The organism is Hymenobacter metallilatus (assembly GCF_003944705.1).
Classification (GTDB): domain Bacteria; phylum Bacteroidota; class Bacteroidia; order Cytophagales; family Hymenobacteraceae; genus Hymenobacter; species Hymenobacter metallilatus.
Window position 1 is genome coordinate 60258 of sequence record NZ_RWIS01000018.1, and the last position, 22497, is coordinate 82754.

Consider the following 22497-nt stretch of genomic DNA (forward strand, 5'->3'; position numbering starts at 1 on the left):
CTTGCCGCTCAGTTAGCCGGCAAATGCCTTGCGCACGTCCTGGCCGGAAGCCGCCGCTTGGACGGGCAGGAAGCCCATGCTGCCACCGTTCAGGGCGCGGTGCGTGTTACCAGCAGCCAGCAGCGACGAGGAGATGCTGGGGGCTTCCGTGTAGTCCACGTAGCCGAGGCCCTGCAGGCCGGAGCTGAGGCCGGGAACGTACTTGTTCACCATTTCGGCCACACCAGCGGTGTTTTTGGTTTCGTCGTTGGCACCGGTGTACTCGCGCACGGCAGCCATACCACTTACCACACCAGCACCAAGCAGGGCCGAGGTTACCATGTCGTTACTGGCGGGCACCAGGTCGAGGGCCTGAACGGCCAGCACGGCTCCGAGCACAATGGCCGGAATGTGCTGCTTTACTTTGCCGAGGGTAGCGTTGGAGTCAGCCATGCCGGAGAGGTAGGTGCTCCCGGCGTGGGCCACGACAGCGCCCACCACGGCCGCGCCGGTGTCGATGGCCGACTGCTTGGCGCGATTTTTATTCAGTTTCATACTGAAAAGGGGTTGGTTGAGGAAAAAGAGAAACAGAAATGGCCGAAGCCGGGAAAACTAGACGGTGAGGGAGGCGACGTGGCGTTTTTTGGCCGTGTGCTTGGTAGTGGGCTTGCCGAGGGGCTCCGGCTCCGGGCCAGCTAGCCCGGACGATTTCTTATTGCCCGAGGTGGCCACCACAACTGCTACCCCGCCGAGCAGCAGCCAGAGCCAAAGGTTGGAGCCGCTACCGGAGCCTCCAGCGGAGCCGCTACTGGCGCTGGGAGTTGGGGTCGTAGCAACCGCGCTGGTCGTAGGTCCGGTACCGGGCACCGTGTCGCGCTGCGTTTCTGCCGCCCCAGTCGAAAACGACTGACAAAGCGTTGAGCCGGCGCATAGGTCATTACCCACTTTTACCTCCACCTCAGTTGCTGTCATAGTCTGACGGATGGGGAACTCCGTAGGGAGGGTGGGCACCGTGGTAGGCGTGTACTCGGGACCAGATGGGACTACCTGGGGCGTGTAAGACGTTGGGGAGGTTTCGCCCGTTTCCGGCGTGATGTAGTAAGAAAGGGCCTCGTTGGCGCCTGTTGGTTCGTAAGATTGTGCTGCGAACATGAGTGTGAGATGGTTGCGTAGGAATTAGGACTGATTACCTCCAAAGGCCAGGGCAGCAATGCCAACCCCTACCAGTGCCAATGCCAGGCCGCTGCTCCCCTCTGCGGGCGGGTTGTCATATTTAGCCTTGTTGGCGGCGTACTCTTCCTCCGAAGTGGGTGCCGTGTAGCTGGGCGGAATTTGCTGCTGGTAGTCCGTGTTTTTAGGCTTGGCAAAGGCCGATTTCACGGTGGATACCAGCTTGCCCCAGTCAACTTCCTTCAACCAATCCATGATTTTCACCAGTACCGGCGTTGCCGCAGCGGTACCGGCTGTTGCCGTTGCTACTTCGCCCAATCCACTCAGACCCGGGACCGTAGCTGTGTTGTGGTTGCGAGTACCGAGTTTGTGTCCGATCAAGATGGCGTTACGCAGGTTATTTTCATCACCTTCCAGTCCTTTGAACACGGAAATCACCTTGTTCAACTGGCTTTGCGCCTTGCGCCACTCTCCTACTTCCAGGCCAGCCTGTGCGGCCTGTGCTTCTGTCGCATAACCGTAGCCGAGCCGTTCAGCAAATCGGAACAGGTTGATTTTGAAGGCCAGCAGCAGCGCATTGCGAATCAGGATACTCAGCGGATTGTACTTCATGACCGCCTGCCCCACGTCTTTCGCCTTATCAACTACCCAGCCGGCCGCTTGGCTCACTCCCCCCGCCACCCAGCCGGCAGCCTGCTTAATGCCGTCGCCGATGGTGCTGAAGAAGTTACCAACAATGGTACCGGACAAGCCGTTACCGGCCGATTCTTCGGCCATGAACTGTGCCAGCAGGGTATCCCGTTTGGCTGGTTCCGACCATACTTCCAGCAGAGCCGTGATGCGGGCCGCGTAGGGTGCCAGCGCCACATCATCGGCAGGCGTTGCGGCCAGGGTGTTGCGCAGGTGCATTTCCATGCGCTGCAGCAAGTCCTCACCAACCTGTGCTTGCGTCAGGCGACCCTCCGTATCGCCCAGGCCACGCAGGGTTTCTTGACCGATGCCGAGAAACTCCGCACCGAAACCGGGGTTGGGCAGGGAGCCGGTACCGGAGCCAGTACCGGGTACACCGTTGAGAAACTGAATGGGCATCATGGTTTTGTCGAAGGTGGCCGTGGTGGGCGTTTCGTAGTCGAATTGGTCCACCACCGGGTCGATGGTGTAGTAGCGGCGGCTGCCAATGCGCTCCGGCACGATTATATAGATGTGCTGGAAGTAGCTGTTGCCGTTGTATTTGGCCTTGCGCAGCTTATGCGGAATGCCCTGATTAAGCAGAATCGTAGAAAGCAGGATGCTGTAGCAGTCACAGTCAATCCCGGATTTCCGGTCCTGCCAGGCCCGGAGCGGGCGGCGCAACTGCTCCACGCCGGCGGCGTCGAGTTTGTACTGAAAATGGCGGTAAGCGAAATTCCAGTCGTTTTCGAGCGTTTCCCGCAACGATTTTCCCACCAGTAGCGGTGCTACACCGGCCGTATCTGCCTGGTACTTGCGGATAATCTGCTCCATCTCATTCAGCGTGTCGAACGTGTCGCCGCTTTTGAGCAGGATAGGATTGGTGTTTTCGAGCTGAGAGAGGTTGAAATACCGGTTGTATTCCGTACCCGGACGCAGGGTGCGTTGATGAGCGGCTTGCATCAGGCCAGCAGATTATTGCGGGTGATGTAGTCGAGTGGGCCACCGGGCCCACAGTAGAGCATGATGTACTGCTGGGTGATGGGCGGCGTACTTAGCTTGCCGTTGCGGTAGGCAATCAACTGGTCGGGGCTGCTGACCACTTTGTTCGGCCCTTCTGCCCGAATACCCCGGTTGTACTCGGCAGCTGCTTTATATAGTTCTACTTCGCCGGTGGCGAGGTTGGTGTACTTGCGCAGCATCTGCCCAAAAGCCAGCGTACCGATATGAATGTTGAACTCTGGCTTCTGCAGGTCGGTAATCCGAATGGCGTTCTGCCCCCGCAGCAGCGCGGCCCACCGGGCCGGACCCAGTTTCAGCCGGAAATATTCGGCTTCCATGTCCGTCAGGTGGCCCTTGCGGTACTCAGTGCGCAGGCAGGTGTCAGCCGTGCCGGGCGCAATCTGCATGATACCGGTAGCGCCACCGCCCGTAACTACCGAAGCGAGCATATCAGGATTTTCAATGCAGATTTTAGTAGCAATGATTTGAGCAGGCACGTTGTGAAGGGCGGCGGCCTGCTGGATGATACGACCGTACCGCTTTACCACACCCTGCACGATGGAGGGAATGTCGCGGTTGGCCCGCCTAGCCCTCTGCTGGGTGTTTTGGGTGATGGCCCGCAGCGAGTTGGTACTCACCGAGGAATCTGCCCGCACCACCTGAATCCGGCGCAGCTTGATAGGAGCATCAGCCGCGTCCGTTACTGGCAGGACCGCCGTGGTCATGTCGAGCACTTCACCCAGGCCGGCAAAACCGTACTCGCCGGCACCGGGCAGATAGGGCTCCAAGGCCCGGAAAGCCGTGTAACCTTCGGCCCATTGCGGATTATCATCGGCCACGGCCAGATTATTGAGCACCGGAGGCTTCGGGCGCAGCAGCAGCCAGCCAGCTACACCAATACCACCCCACAAAAGCATCTTCTTCGTTCGCTCGGCCGCATCCTGAGCTTCTTTGCGGCTCATTTTTGTGCTGCTGTACGTCAGCGGGCCAACAGATAGGAAGGTGGACTTCATGCGGTTTTCTTGGGAACAGTGGGTAGCGTATAGGTGAAGGGCGGCAACGTAACCTGCAGGCCGCCGGCCCGCACGATGCTTTCCACCTTAAACTTGTTGGTGTTGCCAGCTCTCACGATGGTGGCCATTTCGGTGATGGCATCCAGGAGGCCCGCCTCGATTTCGACGGTGAACTTGGTGGTCTGGCCAGCGGCGAATGCTGGTAGGGCAACGCCGGCAGCGGGGGTACTGGCTACCAGGTAAGAGCCAGTGCGGGTGATGCGGCTCAAGCGCACATGCAGTTGGTCAATGGGCAAATCCCGGGTACCAGGATTTTTCACCTGCACGTCGATGGAAAAAATCAACCGGCCGCCATTGATACGGGGCCAGTCACCCGGCAGAAAGTTGAGAGAGAGGCCGTTGATGGTGTTTTTGAGGTTCTGGGATTCGCGCAAGAGCACGTAGCCCAGCGCCAGCGCACCGCCTACCAGGAGTTTTTTGTTCATGAGGCCAGGAGTTCGGATGAGGAGACCAGTACCGGCGCGGGTGCCGGCACCGCTGCGGCGCGGCGAGTGGCCCACCGGCTCCGGAGTTTCCGAATGCCGGCATCGAGTAGCAGTTTGACACAATAGGAAGCGGCCCCTCCCAGCACGGCGTAGTAGATGGTGCCGAGTGATTCGGCTATGCCGATAACGGGGGATTGAGTAGTGGACGTAACGACGCCCGAGCTTACTCCCAGCAGGATAGAGAGGGCATTGGTAGCCAATGCCGTGAACTGAGAGAGAGCCGAATCCGTTGATTGCGCCATTGTGAGCTGCGGTAGGATTCAAACATACCCCCAACTGCTACCCGGACTTCATCGAAACGCGCGAAAATGCAGCATAACAGCTTGATTATGCTGCAAAATGCTGCGAAATTGCACTACCGGAATTGGTACTATATCCGGGTATTACGCCAGCCCTGTTTCTATCGCCTACTCTTTTACTCCCGGTAAGTGCAAAAACTGACAAGTACCACTGTGGTAGCAGTGCGGCCAAAATCCAAAAAGGAGTTAGCGTTGGAGTATGGAACCCATAGTTGCACCATTTCCAGATGGTGTGAGGCTCTAGGAATTATGGGCCGGTGCCGACTTAACGTGCATCAGGTCTTGCAGTTCTATCAGCACTATGGCTTGCCGGGTAGTTACGAAATGTCGTTGCAAATGGCCTAGAAACGCGAAAGGCCCCCGAAAACTCGGGGGCCTTTCTTTTTGCCGGTACCGGCTATCATCTTCGGGGTCTTATGCCTGCGCCGCCCGCGACGATGTTCTTGTATCAAGTATTAGACTCAGTGCCAGTAGCCGGCCGAAAATCAAGATAGAACTCCTGGCCAGGTATGAAGGAAGCACCAACAGCCGAAACGACTGTTTGCAGAACTACTGAGCCAGTAGGCGTGAAAGAGTAAAACTTCTCATTCTCGGGGCTACCACTGCGTACTGGCTCCATATTTACGATTGAGCCAGCGGTGTTATTGGTAACAGAGGTTACAACGAATTTGGCGGTTACAGTTGACATGAAGTTAAAAAAGTTGAATTACACAGTGGGGCCGGCCCATTACCGGCCCCGTTGTCGGCGTCAGCGGCCTAGTCCCATATTGGCAGCTTCGTGTTGCGCATGTCCCATGTCGCAATTATACAGCAAAAATGCTGCATCACAATCCTACTAGTGGCGTGGCCAGCAACTTACGCACCTTTTGCACGGTGCCGCTGCTTTTGCCGGTAACGGCCATCACCTCGCGCACCGTGAGCTGCTTGCCCAATGCCTTCACCACGTCGGCGTGGTCGGTGAGAAACTTCTCGTCAGTCTTCACGTCGCCAGCACGGCGACCACCGATGCGGCCCTGGGTGCGGGCGTGGTCTACGCCCGACTTTACCCGCTCCCGGATGCCGGCCCGTTCGAGCTGGCCGAACACGGCTCCCACACTGAGCATAGCCCACGCCATAGCGTCGCGGGTGCCGTCGGAGCGCAGGGTGGTGAGGTTCAGGTTGAGCACGAACACCGACACGCCCCGGTCGGCAAGTTCTTCTAGGAACAACAGTACCTGGGCGGTGTCGCGGCCGATGCGGCTGATTTCGGTGGCCAGCACAACGTCGCCACGGCGGGCCACGGTGAGCACGGCCTGAATGCCGGGCCGGGCAATGTTCTTTTTACCGCCGCTGATGGTTTCCGCTATCGGCGCTTCGAGCTGCCACCCCCGACCGGTGGCGTAGGTGGTCAGGTCAGCCAGCTGGCGGTCGGTGTCCTGCTGCTTGGTACTGACGCGGAGGAAGGGGTAGTATTTCATGTGCAAAAAATCACTTGTTTTTACAGCTACAGAAAGGGCCAGAAAAAAGCCGCCGATAACGGGCCGTTTCGGCGGCTTTTTCCTGACAGGTTTATTTTGATACAGAAGCAGACCGATTGACTGCTTCCTTAGCAAAACGCCCAGCCAGGAGAATGACGCTTCGACGGGTCCGGTGCTTGTGGTCTCTGTATCGATACTCAACACCCGAGCAAATCATCATCAGGTCCAGGTAGCCGCCGCCATCCGGCTCAGGCTTCGCCAGTGTAGTAATACTGACCAAACCATGCGGAGTGTGCAGGTGGCCTTCGAGCCACCCATAAGCATCGGGGGTATAGGACAAGTCGCACCAGTTGCGCGACACTTTGAAGATTGAGACGTCCATTACTCGGCAGGTTCGTAGGTAGCAGCGAAGATGTCGGGCTTACACGGGTACTTTTCCCCTTTCACGCCGGTAATCACCCAGTCGCCTTCGCTCACCTCCATTGTTCCCTCCAAGGTTCGGATGACGGGCCTGAATGTGTTGGATTTTCCTTCTGGATGCTCGTGAGCAAACACAGCCGCCCACTCAACACCGGCAATCTTTTTGCCGCTGAAATACTGTTCTGCCTCAATTACAACGGGTTTTTTGCGGAATTTCGCCATGTTTTCTATTTGTAAAACCTTGTCAATCAATTCACTATAGCCATTTATTCAAAAAACAGCCGTTTTTTCCTTCGATTTCCCACCCCTCCCCTCCAAAATCGTGTTTCCCCGTTTCCCCATTTCCCCATACCTGATTTTCAACACGTTACAAAATTAAACCTTGGGGAAAGTGGGGAAACTCAGAATCCCCAGCAGCACCAGGTAGTGAGCACTGGGCTACCCGTCATCGGGCAGTTTCCTACGGTTTCCCCCTAAATCCCCGGCTTTTCCCCGCTTTTCTCCCTCTCTATCTGCTTGATTAATGATTTTTATCTTATTCATTGTTAATAGGTTGGACCGAAACGGCGCTGAGGCCTGCGGCGGGGTGGGGAAATGGGGAAACGGTAGGATGCGAAACGAGGGGGTTAGGGTGGGCAAATCCGTATAGCGGTAGCAATGCAGGCGCGGTCGGTGGATATGTCCTCTGGGGCAAGGTTCAGGTGGGCCATTTGGCGACGTGCCCGCTTGATGGCCAACTCACGCAGCCGGGTGGTCAGTTCATCCTCCGCTCCCCCTGTGTCTAAGCCCACGGCGGATAGGGATATACTATATAGCCGCGCTGCAAAGGCCATTTGCTTTGACGTGGGATTCATGCTTCAGGCAACTTCTCAAGGATTAGCAACCCACTTCCAGACTCACCACATACCCGCCAACCCGCTTTCTTAAAACAACAGCCGGGATTGATTGAATCAATGAGTTTAGGTGCTACATAAGTGTAGAGCCGTTCACCTGGCCAACGCTGCCATACTATCTGCTCCGCTTCCAGGATTAGCGCCGATGCCAGCCCTGCTCCCTCATTGCGGAATACGGCGCAGTTGATACCGTGCTGCCCATCATTTCTGTATTTCTGCTTTTGCCACACAAACAGCGCCTTGTCGTCGTGGGTGAGCAATACGATACTGTATCCCGGTCCTACAATCTGCTTACTCTTTCGATTCTTCCGGGCCGAGTAGTGCCGTTCGTAGAGCATCCTCACCACTGGGTGTCCGTCACGTACTCTGCGCCACGGCAATGCAGGGGTAAATAATAGCGCCTGCATTCTAGAAAGAGCCTTGGAAGTCCTCGATATAGATTACGTCGGCTCGCTCCATCACCATTCGGGGCCCGTTGGGGGTGTGCAGCACGTCGCCCATGTTCGCGTACTGGCGGAACTCTTCGATGGTGAAGGCCGGCACCTGGTCCCAGTTCAAATCGTCCAGCAGCTTCTGCACCGGGTACTGCGCAGATCCATTGCGCAACTGGCGGCCCCCAACAAAACGCAGCACTGCCTGCGCCCGCAGCTTGGCTCGGAGGTCCTGCTTGTCGGCCTGGTTGGCCTGCACGTTTTGGGAGCCGTTAACGGGTGCCGGTGCGGCGGCCGGTTCCGGCTCCCCTTCCTTACCCGTTATCTGCATGGCCTGCAGGCTGCGTTCCATCCGGAACTCGATGCCCTGCTGCCGCAGCATTTCGTAGTCCAGCACAATAGCTGACGTGGGGTTAGGCATACTGGGGGACGAGAACCGGGTGCGGGCTACGTCCTCGATGTAGGCCCGGTGCTTGGTCAAGTAGGCCCGCATGGCCGAAATACCCAGCGGGTTGCCGCCCTGCTGCCGGAGGGCCGTTTGATACGCGCCCTGCACTGCTCCGGTGCGCAGGTAGAGCTTTACGCGCCCATCCGCTTCTTTCTGGATTTTGTAGTGCTCATCCTCCTTGCACACGAAGGGCGGCAGCGTGGCCACCGTCATCAGGTAGGTTTCTACCTCATCCGACACGTTTTGCACCTCCGACGTGGTGCGCATCTTGCCCAGCAGCGAATCCTTCAGCTCCTTATAGGTAAACGGCAACTGGATCACACCGGCATCGAGCAGCAGCTTCACGGGCGTGAGCAGCGAGACGCTGTTCAGGATAGTGCGGCTATTGGGTTCGGTGCCGAGCAACTGCTTGGCTTCCTTGCGCAACTCCGTGGTGCATTTGGGTTCCTCCTTGGCGTAGCCCGCCACCACCAGCGGCCGGTGGCGCAGCAGGTCCACCGTGGGCAGGGTGGTGCGGCCCGCGTTCTGGTGGCCTTCCAACTCCCGCATGGCGTCCTTGCTCTTTTCATGGTCCCGTTTGTCGTACTCGCAGATAATGCAGCGCGAAAACAGGGCCGCGTCCTGGGTGGGCAGGTCCTGACCCGATATGATGCCGGCCGCGCGCACGGTGGCCACCCGGGTTTCGTTGCCGCTGGTGTTCTGGCCCATCAGCTTGCCCGAGCCCCCGGCAATGTCCTTCAGCATCCCGATAGTGCGCGCCGGCAGCGTGTTTTTGTACTCGTTCATCCACACCAGCCCGTCGCAGATGCTGGACAGGAACCGCTGCATACCCGTAGTGGTGGAGCCCGATTCCAGGGCAATACCGTCCGTATGGGGCGGCACGCCGAACATATACATCAGGCTCAGTGCGGCCGTGCTCTTACCCGAGCCGGGCATCCCGAACTTGAACAGGATGGGGAAGTAGCCGTTGTTGGCCTTGTGAATCGTCGAGCGAAACAGCGAGGCAATGTAGAACGCGACCATGGTACGGCCGTTGTCGTCGCCGTACACGGTGCAGATGAGTTTGGCCCACTCCTGCAGGCTCAGTTCGCCGCCCTTGGGCTTGTGGCGGAATTTGCTGGCGGAATCGTCCGCGTCGTCACCGTTCATGTTAAAGTCGCCCCCGGAGGGCAAATAGTGGTAAGTCAGGGCCTGCACCTTGCCGGCCTGTACTAAGCGGGCCACGGTGTCGCCGCCCACTTTATCAAATACTTCGGCCGGGTGGTTGAGCACGGCCACGGTTCCGTCGATTTCCAGCTGGGTTTCGTCATTGAGCCGGGCAATGCTGTCCACGTCGCTCACCGGGTGGCGCAGCGTCACCACGCCGTACTTGTCGCAGGCCTGAAACTCGCCGTCGTGAATCAGCCCGTTGCTCCAGGCATACACGCCGGCCCGCTCATTCCAGCCCAAATAGTGGGTTTCGATGGCTTCGCGCACCCCTACGAACAGCTTGTTTTTAATGCGGTTGAACTGCTTTTGGTCGCCCTCGAAGATGAAGCCGTGCAGGCGGGCAATGGCCTCCGAAAACGCGGCCACCGATACGAAGTCCTTGGTAGTAAAAGCCGCCACCTTGTCGCGGCCGTAGTAGGTTTTGAGCCGGGCCACGTACTTCGGCAGCCGGCCGCTCTGCACGAAAAACAGGATATCGATGGTAAATGCGCAGATGCACACCTCCCGGCCCGACTTCCCATCGAGCACCCAGTACCCACCTTTCTTTTCAAAGAATCCCTGTTCGTGGTTGGCCGTGAGCTGGTCGGCCGTGAGGCTGCGCACCGTGGCCATTGCTTCCTCCGATACGACTTTGGCCGGCGGCTCCTTCCGCTTCACCAGCTTGTACCGTTTCTTAAACTTGGGCCAGATGCCGCACACCACATCGTAGGTAGTGGTCCGGATAACCGGGTCCGGTATCAGCTCCACCAACTCCCCCAGCCCGTTGATGGCCGTGGCCAGGGCGTGAATGTCGTTCAGGCCCTCGGAGGCCATTGCTTCCCGGGTAGCCCAGTCGGTCACGTAGTCGCGGCGGCTCTTGGTCCAGGTTTCCACCAGCTCCTGCAGGCGCTGCTCCGGGGTCAGCTCTACGACCTCTTCCCCCTTTTTACGGCGCTTCTTCGAGGGCTTTTGTGCCTCCGCGACCAGGCCGCGCAAAAACGCATCCGGATCGTTGGGGGTAGTGTAGTCATAGTTGCCCTTCGCGTCCTTTTTTGCCGGTACCAGGTAGCTAACCCGAAAGCCGGCTGCCAGTAGCAGAGCCGCGTTTTTCTCCGTGGCCTTGCGGCCGGCGTCGTCGTGGTCGTAGGTCAGCACGACGTGGGTCGTAAACCGCTTCAGCAGTTTGATTTGGCCCTCTGCCAGTGCCGTGCCCTGTTGGCCTACGGTGTTCCGCAGGCCCTGCTGCCACATCTGCACTACGTCGAGGTGGCCTTCCACCAGGTAGGCGAATTTGGCTTGCTCAATGGCCGGCGCGGCCACGTCGAGGCCGTGCAGATGGTCGCCTTTGGTCCAGGCTTTATCATTGGTATTGCGGTATTTGGGCGGGCCCTCCCCTTTGGGCATGGCCGGGCCCAGGTTGCGACCCGAAAACCCGACAACGGTACCGCGCCAGTCCCGCACCGGCAGCATGGCCCGATTCTGGAACGTGTCGTAATAGGTGTTGCGCCCATCCTTCTGGTGCAGGTGTACCAGGTCAGCGGCCACCAGGACCGGACCCAGGATGCCGGCGGCGTTGGCCGCATCGAGCAGGGCCCGGGGCCCGATCGGCGCGTAGCCGACCGTGGCCAGCTTCAGTATCTCATCGGAGAGGCCCCGCTCCTGCACGAACTCGGCCGGCAGCTCCTGCGCGGCGTACCAGCCGGCCGCAAACTCCAACGCGGCCGTGACGTCCTTGTTAGCCTGCCGGCGCTGCATCTCGGCCGCCAGCTGCTCCGGGCTCAGGGACTGGTCGTATTGCAACGTGATACCGTGCTTTTGGGCTATTTCTTCAATAGCGGGCACGAAATCCAGCTTTTGCAGCCGCTGCACGAAGGCAATGCCATCCCCTCCGGCGTGGCAGCCATAGCACCGGAAAGTGCCCCGGCCGATAGTGACATGAAATGAGGGTGTTTTTTCCTGGTGAAAGGGGCAGCACGCTTGCAGCGTGCTGCCTTTTTTCTTCAGATCGATATACGCGCCGATAACGGCGTCCACCGGCAGGTTTTTAACGGCCTGTACGGTACTGGGGGAAAGGAGCGGCATTCGGTAGCGAATAGCAGGTGGGGCGGGTTAGGCTCCGAGTAGTTGAATGACTGCGCGCAGGTTTTCGGCCTGCTGCATGAGGTGCTTATCCGCCAGAAAGCGGACTTCCTCACTGATTGCACCGTGGGCCCGCCATTCGGACAGGCGGTTGATAAAGTCCTCCGTGGTATCGAGGTGGCTTTCGGCCAGCTTGGTTAGAATCTGGTCGAGGCTGACCGGCCCGCCGCCGGCATCAGGGGAGTTGGGTAGAAACTGGCTCATTGGGGCTGGGTATTAAAGAGCTCAATCAGCTCAGGGGAAAGAATGGCTACTACCTGTGCCGGTGTTGCTTGCGGCCAGATGCAACCAGCCGCCCGGAGTAGCTTAAACCAGTGAGGATTATCCGACTCATCAGCTTCCACCTTATCAGCAACGACGTGCAGGGCGGCTACTACCTGCTCCTGACTTAGTGCGGGCTCCCCCTCCGGCAATGGGAGGCCCAAAAAGTGTGGAATCAGCTCCACGAGGGTAAATGGCTTGGGCTGGTGCATATCAGTCTGCTATACCCCGTTCTAATTCTTCGTCCGTGCATTCACAGTCGCCAGGCTCTTCGCCGCACACATCGCATATGCGCTGGTCCTCATCCTCATCCTCATCCTCATCGTCTTCGCCCCAACCTGTTGCTACACGACCGGTGCCATCACACTCCTCACATGTGCCCGAGTCGCTACCATACGACTCACCGCCCCAGCCGCCGCAGACGGGGCATATTTCGCCTTCTTCCTCTTCTTCGTCAGGAGCCTCTTTATCGATCAGCATAGCCCCGCTGGACCATCCGCATTGAGTATCAACGCAATTATGGGCTACGGCTTCCTCATCTAGAATAGCCCATACAAGCCGATTCTGGCATTCAGGACAAGTCTTTATTACATACTGCTCAGAATCCTGGTCCCAGATTCTGACGGTGTGACCTTGCTTAATTTCCATTGTGTTCTTGGTCAAATAATGATTTCATGGCCCGGTCGGAGGGCCTACCGTATTTGCGAGTAGCGGCGGCTTTCGGAGCCGATATCGGCGCGTCGTAGCGGATATGGCAGCGCCGACATAGGGCTGCCAGGTTATCGTCGCCGTGGTCGATGAGTAGGTGGTCGAGGTGGGCAACCCCCAACTGCACGACAATCACCTTGTAGCCATCAAGTATGGCCGTGTCACTTTCCGGCCCTTCTACTTTGTGCCACTGGCCGGCCGAATCGTAGTAGCCCCATTGGCCTTCTGGTAGCCCACAGAATTTGCAGCAGTGCCCGTCGCGGGCCTTAATGCGGGGTACTATTTCTGTTTTCCAGTTGGCCGGATACTGCTTATAGTCGCAGGGCATGGCTACCGGCTCCGGTGAGCATCGTTCCACTCTTTTACTTTCCAGTCCACTGCTGCCGGCCGCGCCAACACTGAGCCGTTTGGGTTATCAAGGCACCGGGTTACAGCTGTTTCGTACTCGGCGCGAGTGATGGGCTTTGCCAGTTTGGCTACCTGCTGCAACGACTCCCCGTTATCGGTAAATGTGGCAAAGAGGTAAAGCCAGGATACCGTATCCCCGAAGGTTATCAGCTCATACGCCCCGCACGGCCAAATCTTATAAAAGGCTCCCCGGAAGCCAGCGTAACGGCGGTAAAATTGTGGGGTGCCCAGGTGGGCAAGTTGCTCCGATGGGGTGCTCACGGCTTGGGGCGGAATAAGTCGAGTTGTACACTGTTGCGCAGGGCCTCTATCTCCTGCTCTTTCTTGGCAATTAGTTTCTCGGCGTCGCGGGCCTGCTCCTGGTACTGTGCGGCCTGTTCCGGTGAGACGTAGAGTTTGGTGGCATTTTCGCGGGCCTGTTGGGCTTCGCGCTCCAACTCCCGGATGCTCTGCCGCAGCAGGCGCATGGCGTTTTCCATCGTGCTCATGGCTCAACCTCCTGCCATTGGTAAGGAGAGTATCGACGGGCTGGTTGGTGGCTGGGCTCCGGGTTGGACCACTGGCTGCTGCACTGCCCCAGGAGCAGGCAAACAATTATCACCAGGAACCAAAAGCCCCGACTGCTTTGCTCTGCCGGCTGCCGCTGGAATAGGTCGCGGGGCAGGTTAGGCTTCCGGCGCATCTTCCAGCTTAATGAGGTCGTTCACGGAGACATCGAGCACCTGGGCGGCGGCTACCATCTGCTGTATGGTAGGCTGCTTACTGTTATTCAGCACCCAGGACAATGCTTTAGAAGAGCATTGCATTACAAGACAGAGCCTTTCCACTAGCTCTGCTCTCTTCGCTTCATCCCGGGCCTCAGCCACCTTCCCATCCACCACGAACTTTATTGTGTTGGAGTGGAACTTTTTAATAAAAAATGTTTCTCCCGGCATAATCGTTGCATTTGGGGTTAGAACTGGCCCAAACATACGGGATAATGCAGCAATTATGCTGCATAAATGCTAGAAATTATTTTTGACACCCTGCAATAATGCAGCGCATATATAGCATGGCACCCGGCACTTTTGCCACTACCATGCACGACGGAGAAGATTTAGAAAGGGCAGTGAGCGAAGCTGGCATGAGCATTGGCCGCTTCGCAAAGGCTATGAACGCCGAACGCAATACCCCGCGTCGGTGGTTCGGAATGCCTGTATTGCCAACTGACCGACGGGAGGAAGCAGCTAAAGTGCTGCGTACCACACCAGAAGCAATTTTTAAGCGTCTGGCCAAAAAAGAGGGTTCTGCATCAGCACAACTGCCAGAAACGCCCCTGTCCCAATCTAGTCCCAGAAATACAGCACAGGAGCCAATGCAGCAATATGGCAGCATCGAGAACAGTGCTGACATGCTGCGCTGCATGGAAGAACGGGACAAATGGCAGCGTCTCGCCTATGAGCATCTTTCTAAGTACAACGAACTGCTGGTTGAGCACAACCAGTTGCTACGTCTTGCCCGGCTGGGCACCACGAACCTGAGCACAATTCTGTCCCATTAATACATGAATTGCGCTGATAATCATGTTGTTGCCGGATTCCCGTCCGGACCGCAAAGACCCCTCAGAGGAATCTGAGGGGTCTTTTGCTTTTTTTCACGTCTACCAATTCGCGGCTTATCCGTTCGCCTAATTCCGGCCGTTGCGGGCGACACACCACTGCTTCGCGACGTTACGCCCCCGGATACGCTCCCTTCGCGCAATTTCCTTAAGGTGGATGAGGCAGGATTTTGGTGTGTAAGCAGAGCTATAGTAAAGCCGTCGGGAGCGAATCAAAAATATTTTTCAGCTTTTTTTCGGCTTCTATCCCGTTTATTAACAGAACAATACCTCCCCAAAAACCTCTGTTATACGCTGCCAAGGCAGTTTTTTGTTTGCACGCTCAACGCCCTCCTGCTATATTTGCAGCATCAAAACCGGAAAGGCACACGGCCTGACCTGTCAGATAAACGGTTCGGTAGTTCAGTTGGTTAGAATGCCGCCCTGTCACGGCGGAGGTCGCGGGTTCGAGTCCCGTCCGGACCGCAAAAAGCCCCAGCATCATCTGATGCTGGGGCTTTTTCGGCTTTATGCCGTTGCTTCGGCAGCCCGGTACGCCAGGTCCTCAATATCGGCGCGGCGGGCCAGCACCTGGAGCCACTCGGGCGGAATGGCGGCCTCGCCGTAGTACAAGCCGGCCAGCCCGCCAGTGACGGCCCCGGTGGTATCGGTATCGTCGCCGAGGTTGACGGCGGCCAGCACGGTTTCGGCGTAGGTTTCATGGCGGAGCAGGCACCATAGACTGGCTTCCAGCGTGGCCATTACATAGCCCCCGCTGTCGATGGCCGTAACGGCTATATCAGGCAGACGGCCGCTCAGGATGCGCTCAAACTTCTCAGCTTCGTGGGCCGGAATGTTCAGCTCGCGCAGCTGAGCCGGGGCCTGTTCCCGCATGGCCAAGTAAGCCTCGGCCGGCGTGAAACCGGCGCGCAGGTGACGGGCTATTTCCAGGTACAGAAAGCACGCCACGGCCGAGCGGATGTGCCCGTGCGTAACGGCCGAAATCTGCCGAATCAGCTCAAACCGCTCCGGTAGCGGCGCATCTTCCTTATAGAACGCCAGCGGCAGAATCCGCATCAGGGAGCCGTTGCCGTTGCTGTACTCGTCGGTCCCGCCAGCCAAAATCAGGTCGGGGTTGGACTGCAGGCGGCTCAGGGCCTCGCGGGTGGTGATGCCGATGTCGAACACCCGGCCGCGGGGCGTCCAGAGGTTTTCGTAGTACCAGCGGCGGCTGTATTCGGCCACTTTGCCCACGCTGAAGCCATCGGCAATGGCCTGAGCCAGGCAGAACGTGAGGGAAGCATCATCGGACCAGGTGCCGGCGGGCTGGTGGTGGGTGCCGTATTCGCGCATGTGTACCACGGGGTCGAGGCGGCGGGCGGGGCGACTCTGGAACTCCACGGGTACACCCAGGGCATCACCCACGGCCAGGCCCAGTAATGCAGACCGGAGTTGGGATTCGCGGGAGGATATAGCTGTCATGCAGTATAAAAGAAAAATACGCGCCCAAATTACGAGGGCGAATAGGAAATGGGTGATGGTATGATGAGGTAACAAGTTGGTACGTCATTCCGAGCGAAGCCGAGGAATCTCGCGTGCTGATGTTGTGATAGTAAACCAGACGTCAGCACGCGAGATTCCTCGGCTTCGCTCGGAATGACGTTCTTTTTATCAATTACCTTTCACCACCTCATCGGATTACCGCCTGCTTGCTGGCCGAGCGGCCGTAGCGGGTGGGGAAATACATGAGTTCGGCTTTGGCGGGGTTGAGGGTGTAGCGGCCCCGGTAGCGGGGCTGCAGGGCAATGCGGAAGGTGTGGCGGCCTACCGGCAGCACATCCATGAAGATGCCCACCTGATGGCGCAGGTACTCCCGGTGCACCTCAAAGGCGTTGCCGCGCGCTGGCTCCCCGTAGGAGCAGCCGGCCGGAATGGGCACTTCCAGCAGCACGTAGCGGGCTTCGGCTTTTACCTCCACGGTTACTTCCAGCTCGGCGGGCTGCCCGGCCGGGAGCTGCACGCTACCACCCTCCTGCCCGGCCAGGCGGGTGCGCACCACGAAGGGAGCGGCCACGGCGGCCGGCGCGGGGTTCCAGAACGATTGATAGGCCGTGGCGTACACCGGCAGGCCGCCCTGCTTATGCAGCGTAAGCGGCCCGGCAGCTGCCGGTATCGTCGTTTCGAACGGGAATTTGCTGATTTCCTGGGTAAGCCCGCCGCTGAGCTGGGCCCGGGCCGTGAGGCCGCCGCTGGCCGGCACCACCAGATCGGGGCCGATGGTGGCCAGAATCTGAGCGGCCTCGTAGGTGCTGGCCCAGTGGCCCTGCTGCCGGCGCTGCTGCAGCAAGTATGTTCGGATGCGCAATAGCTCCCGCTCCTGCCCGCCCTGGCCCCGTAGCAGCCGGTACGCCTGCAGCGTATTGCCGACCCGGTCGGGCAGCAGATACCGGTAATACGTGCCTCCGTGCAGGGTATCGGCGTAAAACACCCCACCCAGCTCGGTGCGCAGGCGGTAGCGGCGCAGCGTATCCAGCTGGAACGGCAGGCCGATTTGCTGGCGCAGCTGCGTGAGGGCCAGGTACCGGTCGAGGGGCTGGCGGCCGCGCTGTTCCTGCTCCATGCGCCGGATCAGGGTGAGGAAATCGGGCTGGGCCCCGAACTGGTGGAGCAGGTGCAGCAGCCGGATCCGGTCGTCGTCGGTGCGGAAATACAGGGCGTCAAGGCGCTGCCCGTTGGGCGTGGCAGCCAGGGCCTGCCGCACGGCGGCATCGGCAAAGGCCATGTCCAGCTGCCGGAGCAGAAACTGCCGGAACGGGGCTTTGTCCAGGGCCACTTTGTAGCCCTGCTCCTCGGCCTGTAATAAGGCTTCCAACACATGCAGCGTGGTCCAGGGACTTACGGGCGAAGTCGGCCAGGTACCCCACAGCCCCTCCGGCTGGTGACGGCCGCGCAGCAGGTGCCGGATAAGGCGCTCCACGCTGCGGCCTTCCCTGAACGGCTGTTGTAGCCCCTGCCGGATGCGCTGCTCCAGCAGTAAGCCCAGCAGCTTGGAGGCCGCCTGCTCGTTGCAGAGGTAGGCGTACCCCTGCAGGTGGCGGATTTCCTCCAGCAGCACGGGCAGCGGGTCGCTTTCCAGCCGCACCGTTACGGGGCCCAGCTCCGGATGGGTGGGCAGCGTGAGCGTAGTGTCGGCGGCGGTAACCACGGCAAAGGTGCCCACCCGCTCCCGGGTACCGGCCGGCAGCACCGGCAGGTGGCGTAGCTCCCCATCCTGGTAGCCGTTGGGCTGCATCAGGCTGAAGCTCACGGCCACTGAATCAGCATCGGAGGGGGCCGTGAAGGTGAGCGTATCCAGGGCCGAGGTAGCCACGCGCCGGGCCTGGGTGCGGGCCGGCCCCTCGCCCACCCGGAAGCTGGTGGTTACCTGGGCGGTGTCGGGCAGGTAGTTGAGGATTTTGCCCAGCACCTGCGGCCGGTCGCCCTGCACCAGGAAGCGGGGGGCGGCCAGCTCGCCCATCACGGCCTTAAAGGAGCGGAGCTTCTGGGTGAAGCTGCCGGTGCGGGCGTGGTCGTCGGAAGCCAGCACAAACGTATCCCAGCCGGTAATATCGTCGGGAATAATCACCTCGGTGCGGGCTTGCCCTTGCTGGTCGGTGACGAGCGTAGGCCGCCACCAGCCCACGTCCGAGAAGCGCCGGCGCAGGGCCAGGCGCGGGTCGCGGCCGGCGGCCAGGGGCAGGCCATCGGGGCCGAGGGCGGAGGGAGCCCCATTCAGGCCGGGGGCCGGGCGGCCGGGTACGCCGTTTCTGGTGGTGATAATGAGGACCCCGTTGGCCGCCCGGGAGCCGTACATCGCCATAGCTGATTCTGATTTCATAACCCACACGTTGGCAATCTGCTCGGGGCTGAGGTTGAGGCTGTTCAGGTCGCCACTGTACGGCAGGCCATCCACGATGAGCAAGGGCTGGCCGCCCGGCAGGCTGCTGGCTCCGCGAATCCGGATAACCGGGCCGGCACCGGGCACGCTTTCAATCTGTACGCCGGCCACTTTGCCGGCTAAGCCCTGCTCTATGCTAACCGTGGCTACCGAATATGCCAGCTCCTGCCGTTTCCGCTCAATGCCGTACCCGGTTACCACTACCTCTTGTAACTGCTTGCTATCCGTTGCCAACGCCTCCCGAATATCCGGTCCGTCAACCCGCCGCTCCTTCGATACATAGCCAACTGAGGAGAAGACCAAAATGCCGCCGCTGGGAGGCGCCGACAGCACGAAGCTGCCATCGGCCTGGGTGCTGACGCCGATGGTGGTGCCTTTGAGCAGCACCGTTACGCCGGGCAGGCCCTCCCCGGTGGACCGGTCGGTAACGCGGCCCCGCACCACTACCCAGCCGGGCTGCGGGCTGAGGGGAATGGCCACCGGAATTTCGCGGTGGGCTTCCAGTTCGTCTTTGGGGGTAGGTTGGGCGGCCAGCAGGCGCTGGGCTACTGCGTGGGTGATACGGCGCTTAATCGAGCGCCAGGCCGGGCCAGCGGCGAGGCGGTCTAGGGAATCCAGCTGCACGTAGGTGGTGCCGTTGGCCTGCACCCGGATGTCGGTGGTTGGGGCCAGTACGGAGCTGTCGGCCAGCAGCAGGGCCAGGCGGTAGCGGCCGGGCGGCAACCCGTGAATGGGCTGCGGCAGGTAGCGCAACAGCCGGCTGAAAGCCGGCACCGATGGCTGCGTGACCAGCGTGTACAGTACCGGCGGCAGCTCCGCCCGCCCGGAGCGGGCGAGCAGGCGCACTTCCACCCGCCCCTGCCCCGCCGGCGTACTGGTGGGGTTAAGCAGCAACGGCTCGGGGCGCGGGGCACGGTAGAAATTGGTAGCCGGGCGGGGCCGCAGGTCGGCTTCGGTGTAAGCGAAATCGGCCAGAGGCAGCCGGGTAAAATCGGACGCCGCATCCAAATGACCCAGCCGGTCATCGGGGAGGCTGCGCATTTTCAGCAGGCCCGCCGCAAACGTGTAGCGGAAGCCGGGCTCGTGCAGAAACAGCTGGCGCAGGCCGTCGGAGCGGCGCAGCAGCACCGAATCGGGCCGGAAGGGGCCGGCCAGCCAGGTATACTGATTTTCGGGCTGGTAGCGGTACGGCAGGGCCGGCCGGTTCAGTAGCTGGGGCCGGCCCTCGCCCACGGCCTGCAGGCGGTTGCCCTGGCGCAGCAGCAGCCGCTCATGGGGCTGGCTCCGGTCAATAGGCAGCAGAAACCGGCTTAGCTCGCGCTGCTCCTGCACAGTAACGGGGCCCAGCTTCTCCACCTGCAGCTCGTGGCAGGGGTGGTGGGGGTCGATGCTGAGCGTGAGCTTGTGCAGGTGGCGCAGGCGCACATCGTGCAGGGTAATACGGTGCGTAGGCGTCCGGATGGCTACCACATGCCGGCCGCTGTCGGCCACCAGGGCAAAGGGCTCCTCCCCGTTCACGGCGGCCACGTACACCGGCAGCCCATCCACGTACACCGCCACGGTGGGCTGCACCCGGCCCGAATCCACCACGAACGGGGCCAGCTGGGTGAGGCCGCCGGGGGCCGGGCGGTACTCGTAAAACGCCCCAAACTCGGGGTACAGAAACTGGTAGAACCGCAGGGAGTCGAGGCCCAGCTGCTGCCGCCACGCGCCCCAGGGCAAGGGCTGCCGCGCCGGCTGGCTGGCGTTATTTTCGAAGCCCGCACCCAGCCCGAACCGCCGCCGCGAAATGCGCCCCTGTACGGCCGGCTCGAAATCGGGCACCGGGGGCGCGGCCGGCTGATCAAACTTGCTGGTGTAGGCGTAGGCCGTCAGGTCGGCGCGGGGCACGGGGCGGCCGGCCCCGTCGCGCACAATGTAGCGCAGCTGCACTTTCTGGCCGGGGTACACCACCTCAGGCTGCTCAGCCTCAATGGTTAGCCGGTGCTGGGGCAAGGGCACGTTGTACTCGGCCGTGCGCAGCTGCCCACCCCAGACGTAGTGCAGCGACACGTACCAGGGCTCGGTACCCGGGGCGGGCAGGCGCAGCGCCAGGGCCGTGGTGTACTCGCGGCGCACCAGCGTATTGCCCCGGTACAGAAAGTACCAGAACGGCAGCCGGCGCGGGTTGTCCAAAGCCAGGAAAACGGAATCTGGGGTGCGGTCGGAGCGCACCAGCAGGCCGGCATTATCGGCGGAGAGCAGCAGGGAAGCGGTGCGCTGCTGCGCGTCCTGCAGCTGGTAGCGGGTGGCGCGGGCATCAACCGGCCGGGCCAGCGGCAACGACACCACTTCCGGAGTGGTCATCTCCCCTTTCTCAGCGCTGAGCCGGGTAACGCGCAGCGTGGCCACTCCGGGCCGGGACTGGCCATCGACCAGGTAGCGGGCCACTACGGAGTCCTGGCGCAGCTCCAGCTGCAGCTCCCCCTCCTCCGCCAGGTAGGCCACCGTGGCCGACTCCGTGCGGCGCTCATTGTCACCGTTCAGAAATACGGCCTGCACCTGGTAGGTAAGGTTGGCGGCGGGCAGGGCAGCAGCGGGCAGGTTGAGGCGGGTTTCGCCGGTGGCATCCAAGGGCTGGGCGCGGGTCCAGAGGGTATCGGGCACGAACACCTGCCGGCCGGGGAAGCGGCCCACCCCGGCGGGCGTCACGCTCAGCCGCACGCGGGCATCCAGCAGGTTCAGCTCGTTGGCATCCTGGCCCCGCAGAAACAGGGCCTGCGTGGTGCCGGTCCGGTGCGTGGTCTGGGCCGGGCGCAGCGTGTAGCGGGTATTTTTCAGCTCGTAGTCTTCCAGCCGAAAGCTGCCTTCCGCCACCGTTTGCCCGTTCCGGCCCGGCTGCACCAGCTCCAGGGCAATGCGCTGGTCGGCGCGCAGATTCAGGGTATCCAGCAGCGGGGCCGCGTACTCATAGGAGCCTGGCCGCACCGGCCGCAGCACGGCCAGCAGCCGGCTCCGGTGGTCCTGCTCGGGCAGGAGGCGCAGCTCCAGCGGGCGGCGGTAGGGCCGGCCGTGGCGGCTGAGGATGCGGGCCTTCAGGCGCAGGGTGTCGGCCTGGGGGCGGTAGCGGGGTTTGCTCAGCACCAGATACGTCTGCCACCGCTGGCCGCGCTTCTCCGCCCGGCGGTCCTGCCGCTCCTCCCGCACGTCGGCGCTGAAAGCAGCCCGCACCAGCCCAATGGGCCCGGTGTACACAGTGGAAGCGTAGCGCAGCTGGCCCACCAGCGTGCGTACCGGCCGGGCCAGCAGCCCCAGCGGAAACCCAAATACCACCCGCTGATATACCCGCCGCCAGCTAAGCGGGTAGCGGCTGCCGGGAGGCCGTTGGTAGGGAAAGGGTTGGTTAAGCGCGTGAAACGTGGTACGCCCGCCCTGCTCCACCGCCAGCAACCCCGGCCGGGCCCGGCGCCCGGGCAGGCGGTACATTTGCGTAGCCGCATCGAACGGTACGGCCCGGCCTTTGGGCAAGGTCACACGGGCATCGGGCAGCAGCCGGCCCACGGAGTCCTGCACCAGCAGTGTCAGGTCTACCTGGTTATCCAGCAGCGTGAGCTGCCGGCTGGTGCGGGCCTGCAGCCAGAACACCAGCTCGGGGCCCTCGGTGTGGGCCACCAGGTAGTAGCCCAGGGGCAGAGCCGCCAGCCGGAGACGACCCAGACTATCGGCATCCGTCGGGAATGAATCCACTGCTTGCACGAAGAACTCCGGACGCGCCGCCGCCAGGCCCCGCTCGTAGAGGGTGTGGGTCTGCTCCTCGCTCAGGCGAAATACTTTGGTGAAGTAGCTGCGCTGCCGGGCCGAGGCGAGAGGCTGCTGGGCGCGGCTGACTGAGGCAGCCGATAGTAAAAAAAACAGCAGCAGAAGCGGACGTAGAAATTGCAACATAGGCTGGTTGAAATATAATTTCTACTAGTC

Annotated in this window: 20 protein-coding genes and 1 tRNA gene; 2 read left to right on the forward strand and 19 right to left on the reverse strand. The window is 60.8% G+C overall.

The genetic code is table 11. The features are described 5' to 3' along the window. Positions 1–12: 12 nt before the first annotated feature. From EI290_RS20695 to EI290_RS22535, 17 genes are all read right to left on the reverse strand, one after another. Positions 13–534, reverse strand: a complete 522-nt coding sequence (locus EI290_RS20695) for a hypothetical protein (RefSeq protein ID WP_125433552.1) — start codon at positions 532–534, stop codon at positions 13–15. A gap of 57 nt (positions 535–591) precedes the next feature. Next, positions 592–1131 (reverse strand): hypothetical protein, encoded by a 540-nt coding sequence (locus EI290_RS20700; protein ID WP_125433553.1) that lies wholly within the window; start codon positions 1129–1131, stop codon positions 592–594. A gap of 24 nt (positions 1132–1155) precedes the next feature. After that, the gene (locus tag EI290_RS20705; protein ID WP_125433554.1) at positions 1156–2781 is read right to left on the reverse strand and encodes a hypothetical protein; all 1626 of its coding nucleotides are present in this window, start codon (positions 2779–2781) and stop codon (positions 1156–1158) included. Beyond that, complete coding sequence (locus EI290_RS20710) at positions 2781–3833, reverse strand: lysozyme family protein (RefSeq protein WP_125433555.1); 1053 nt, start codon at positions 3831–3833, stop codon at positions 2781–2783. The genes EI290_RS20705 and EI290_RS20710 overlap by 1 nt, the downstream gene beginning before the upstream one ends. Beyond that, positions 3830–4318, reverse strand: a complete 489-nt coding sequence (locus EI290_RS20715) for a hypothetical protein (RefSeq protein WP_125433556.1) — start codon at positions 4316–4318, stop codon at positions 3830–3832. The genes EI290_RS20710 and EI290_RS20715 overlap by 4 nt, the downstream gene beginning before the upstream one ends. Continuing rightward, positions 4315–4620 (reverse strand): hypothetical protein, encoded by a 306-nt coding sequence (locus EI290_RS20720; RefSeq protein ID WP_125433557.1) that lies wholly within the window; start codon positions 4618–4620, stop codon positions 4315–4317. The genes EI290_RS20715 and EI290_RS20720 overlap by 4 nt, the downstream gene beginning before the upstream one ends. Before the next feature lie 881 nt (positions 4621–5501). Next, positions 5502–6134, reverse strand: coding sequence for a recombinase family protein (locus tag EI290_RS20725; protein WP_125433558.1), 633 nt, complete (start codon positions 6132–6134; stop codon positions 5502–5504). Positions 6135–6225: 91 nt separating this feature from the next. Then, the gene (locus EI290_RS20730) at positions 6226–6516 is read right to left on the reverse strand and encodes a hypothetical protein (protein WP_125433559.1); all 291 of its coding nucleotides are present in this window, start codon (positions 6514–6516) and stop codon (positions 6226–6228) included. Next, positions 6516–6806: a hypothetical protein gene (locus EI290_RS20735; protein WP_221766296.1), complete on the reverse strand. Its 291-nt coding sequence runs from the start codon at positions 6804–6806 to the stop codon at positions 6516–6518. Before EI290_RS20735 ends, EI290_RS20730 begins: the two co-directional genes overlap by 1 nt. A 598-nt stretch (positions 6807–7404) precedes the next feature. Then, positions 7405–7785: a hypothetical protein gene (locus EI290_RS20740; RefSeq protein WP_148103655.1), complete on the reverse strand. Its 381-nt coding sequence runs from the start codon at positions 7783–7785 to the stop codon at positions 7405–7407. A 70-nt stretch (positions 7786–7855) separates the two neighbouring features. After that, complete coding sequence (locus tag EI290_RS20745; RefSeq protein WP_125433562.1) at positions 7856–11596, reverse strand: DNA primase; 3741 nt, start codon at positions 11594–11596, stop codon at positions 7856–7858. 27 nt (positions 11597–11623) lie between these two features. Next, entirely contained in the window at positions 11624–11857 is a 234-nt protein-coding gene (locus tag EI290_RS20750) for a hypothetical protein (protein WP_125433563.1), read from the reverse strand. Then, positions 11854–12126 (reverse strand): hypothetical protein, encoded by a 273-nt coding sequence (locus tag EI290_RS20755; protein WP_125433564.1) that lies wholly within the window; start codon positions 12124–12126, stop codon positions 11854–11856. The genes EI290_RS20750 and EI290_RS20755 overlap by 4 nt, the downstream gene beginning before the upstream one ends. 425 nt (positions 12127–12551) lie before the next feature. Next, positions 12552–12950: a hypothetical protein gene (locus EI290_RS20760; protein WP_125433565.1), complete on the reverse strand. Its 399-nt coding sequence runs from the start codon at positions 12948–12950 to the stop codon at positions 12552–12554. A gap of 2 nt (positions 12951–12952) precedes the next feature. After that, entirely contained in the window at positions 12953–13291 is a 339-nt protein-coding gene (locus EI290_RS20765; protein WP_125433566.1) for a hypothetical protein, read from the reverse strand. After that, entirely contained in the window at positions 13288–13518 is a 231-nt protein-coding gene (locus tag EI290_RS20770) for a hypothetical protein (protein WP_125433567.1), read from the reverse strand. Before EI290_RS20770 ends, EI290_RS20765 begins: the two co-directional genes overlap by 4 nt. A 177-nt stretch (positions 13519–13695) precedes the next feature. After that, entirely contained in the window at positions 13696–13836 is a 141-nt protein-coding gene (locus tag EI290_RS22535; protein WP_185817097.1) for a hypothetical protein, read from the reverse strand. Positions 13837–14108: 272 nt separating this feature from the next. Between EI290_RS22535 and EI290_RS20775 the strand changes: the two genes are divergently transcribed. Both EI290_RS20775 and EI290_RS20780 read left to right on the forward strand, forming a co-directional pair. Next, positions 14109–14570 carry a hypothetical protein gene (locus EI290_RS20775; RefSeq protein WP_125433568.1) on the forward strand — a complete coding sequence of 154 codons (462 nt, stop codon included), beginning with the start codon at positions 14109–14111 and terminating at the stop codon, positions 14568–14570. A gap of 448 nt (positions 14571–15018) precedes the next feature. After that, positions 15019–15092, forward strand: a tRNA-Asp gene (locus EI290_RS20780). 42 nt (positions 15093–15134) lie between these two features. On the opposite strand, the gene EI290_RS20785 is transcribed toward EI290_RS20780, so the two are convergent. Both EI290_RS20785 and EI290_RS20790 read right to left on the reverse strand, forming a co-directional pair. Beyond that, positions 15135–16088 (reverse strand): ADP-ribosylglycohydrolase family protein, encoded by a 954-nt coding sequence (locus EI290_RS20785; protein ID WP_125433569.1) that lies wholly within the window; start codon positions 16086–16088, stop codon positions 15135–15137. A 208-nt stretch (positions 16089–16296) separates the two neighbouring features. Then, positions 16297–22467 (reverse strand): carboxypeptidase-like regulatory domain-containing protein, encoded by a 6171-nt coding sequence (locus EI290_RS20790; protein WP_125433570.1) that lies wholly within the window; start codon positions 22465–22467, stop codon positions 16297–16299. Between the last annotated feature and the right edge of the window lie 30 nt (positions 22468–22497).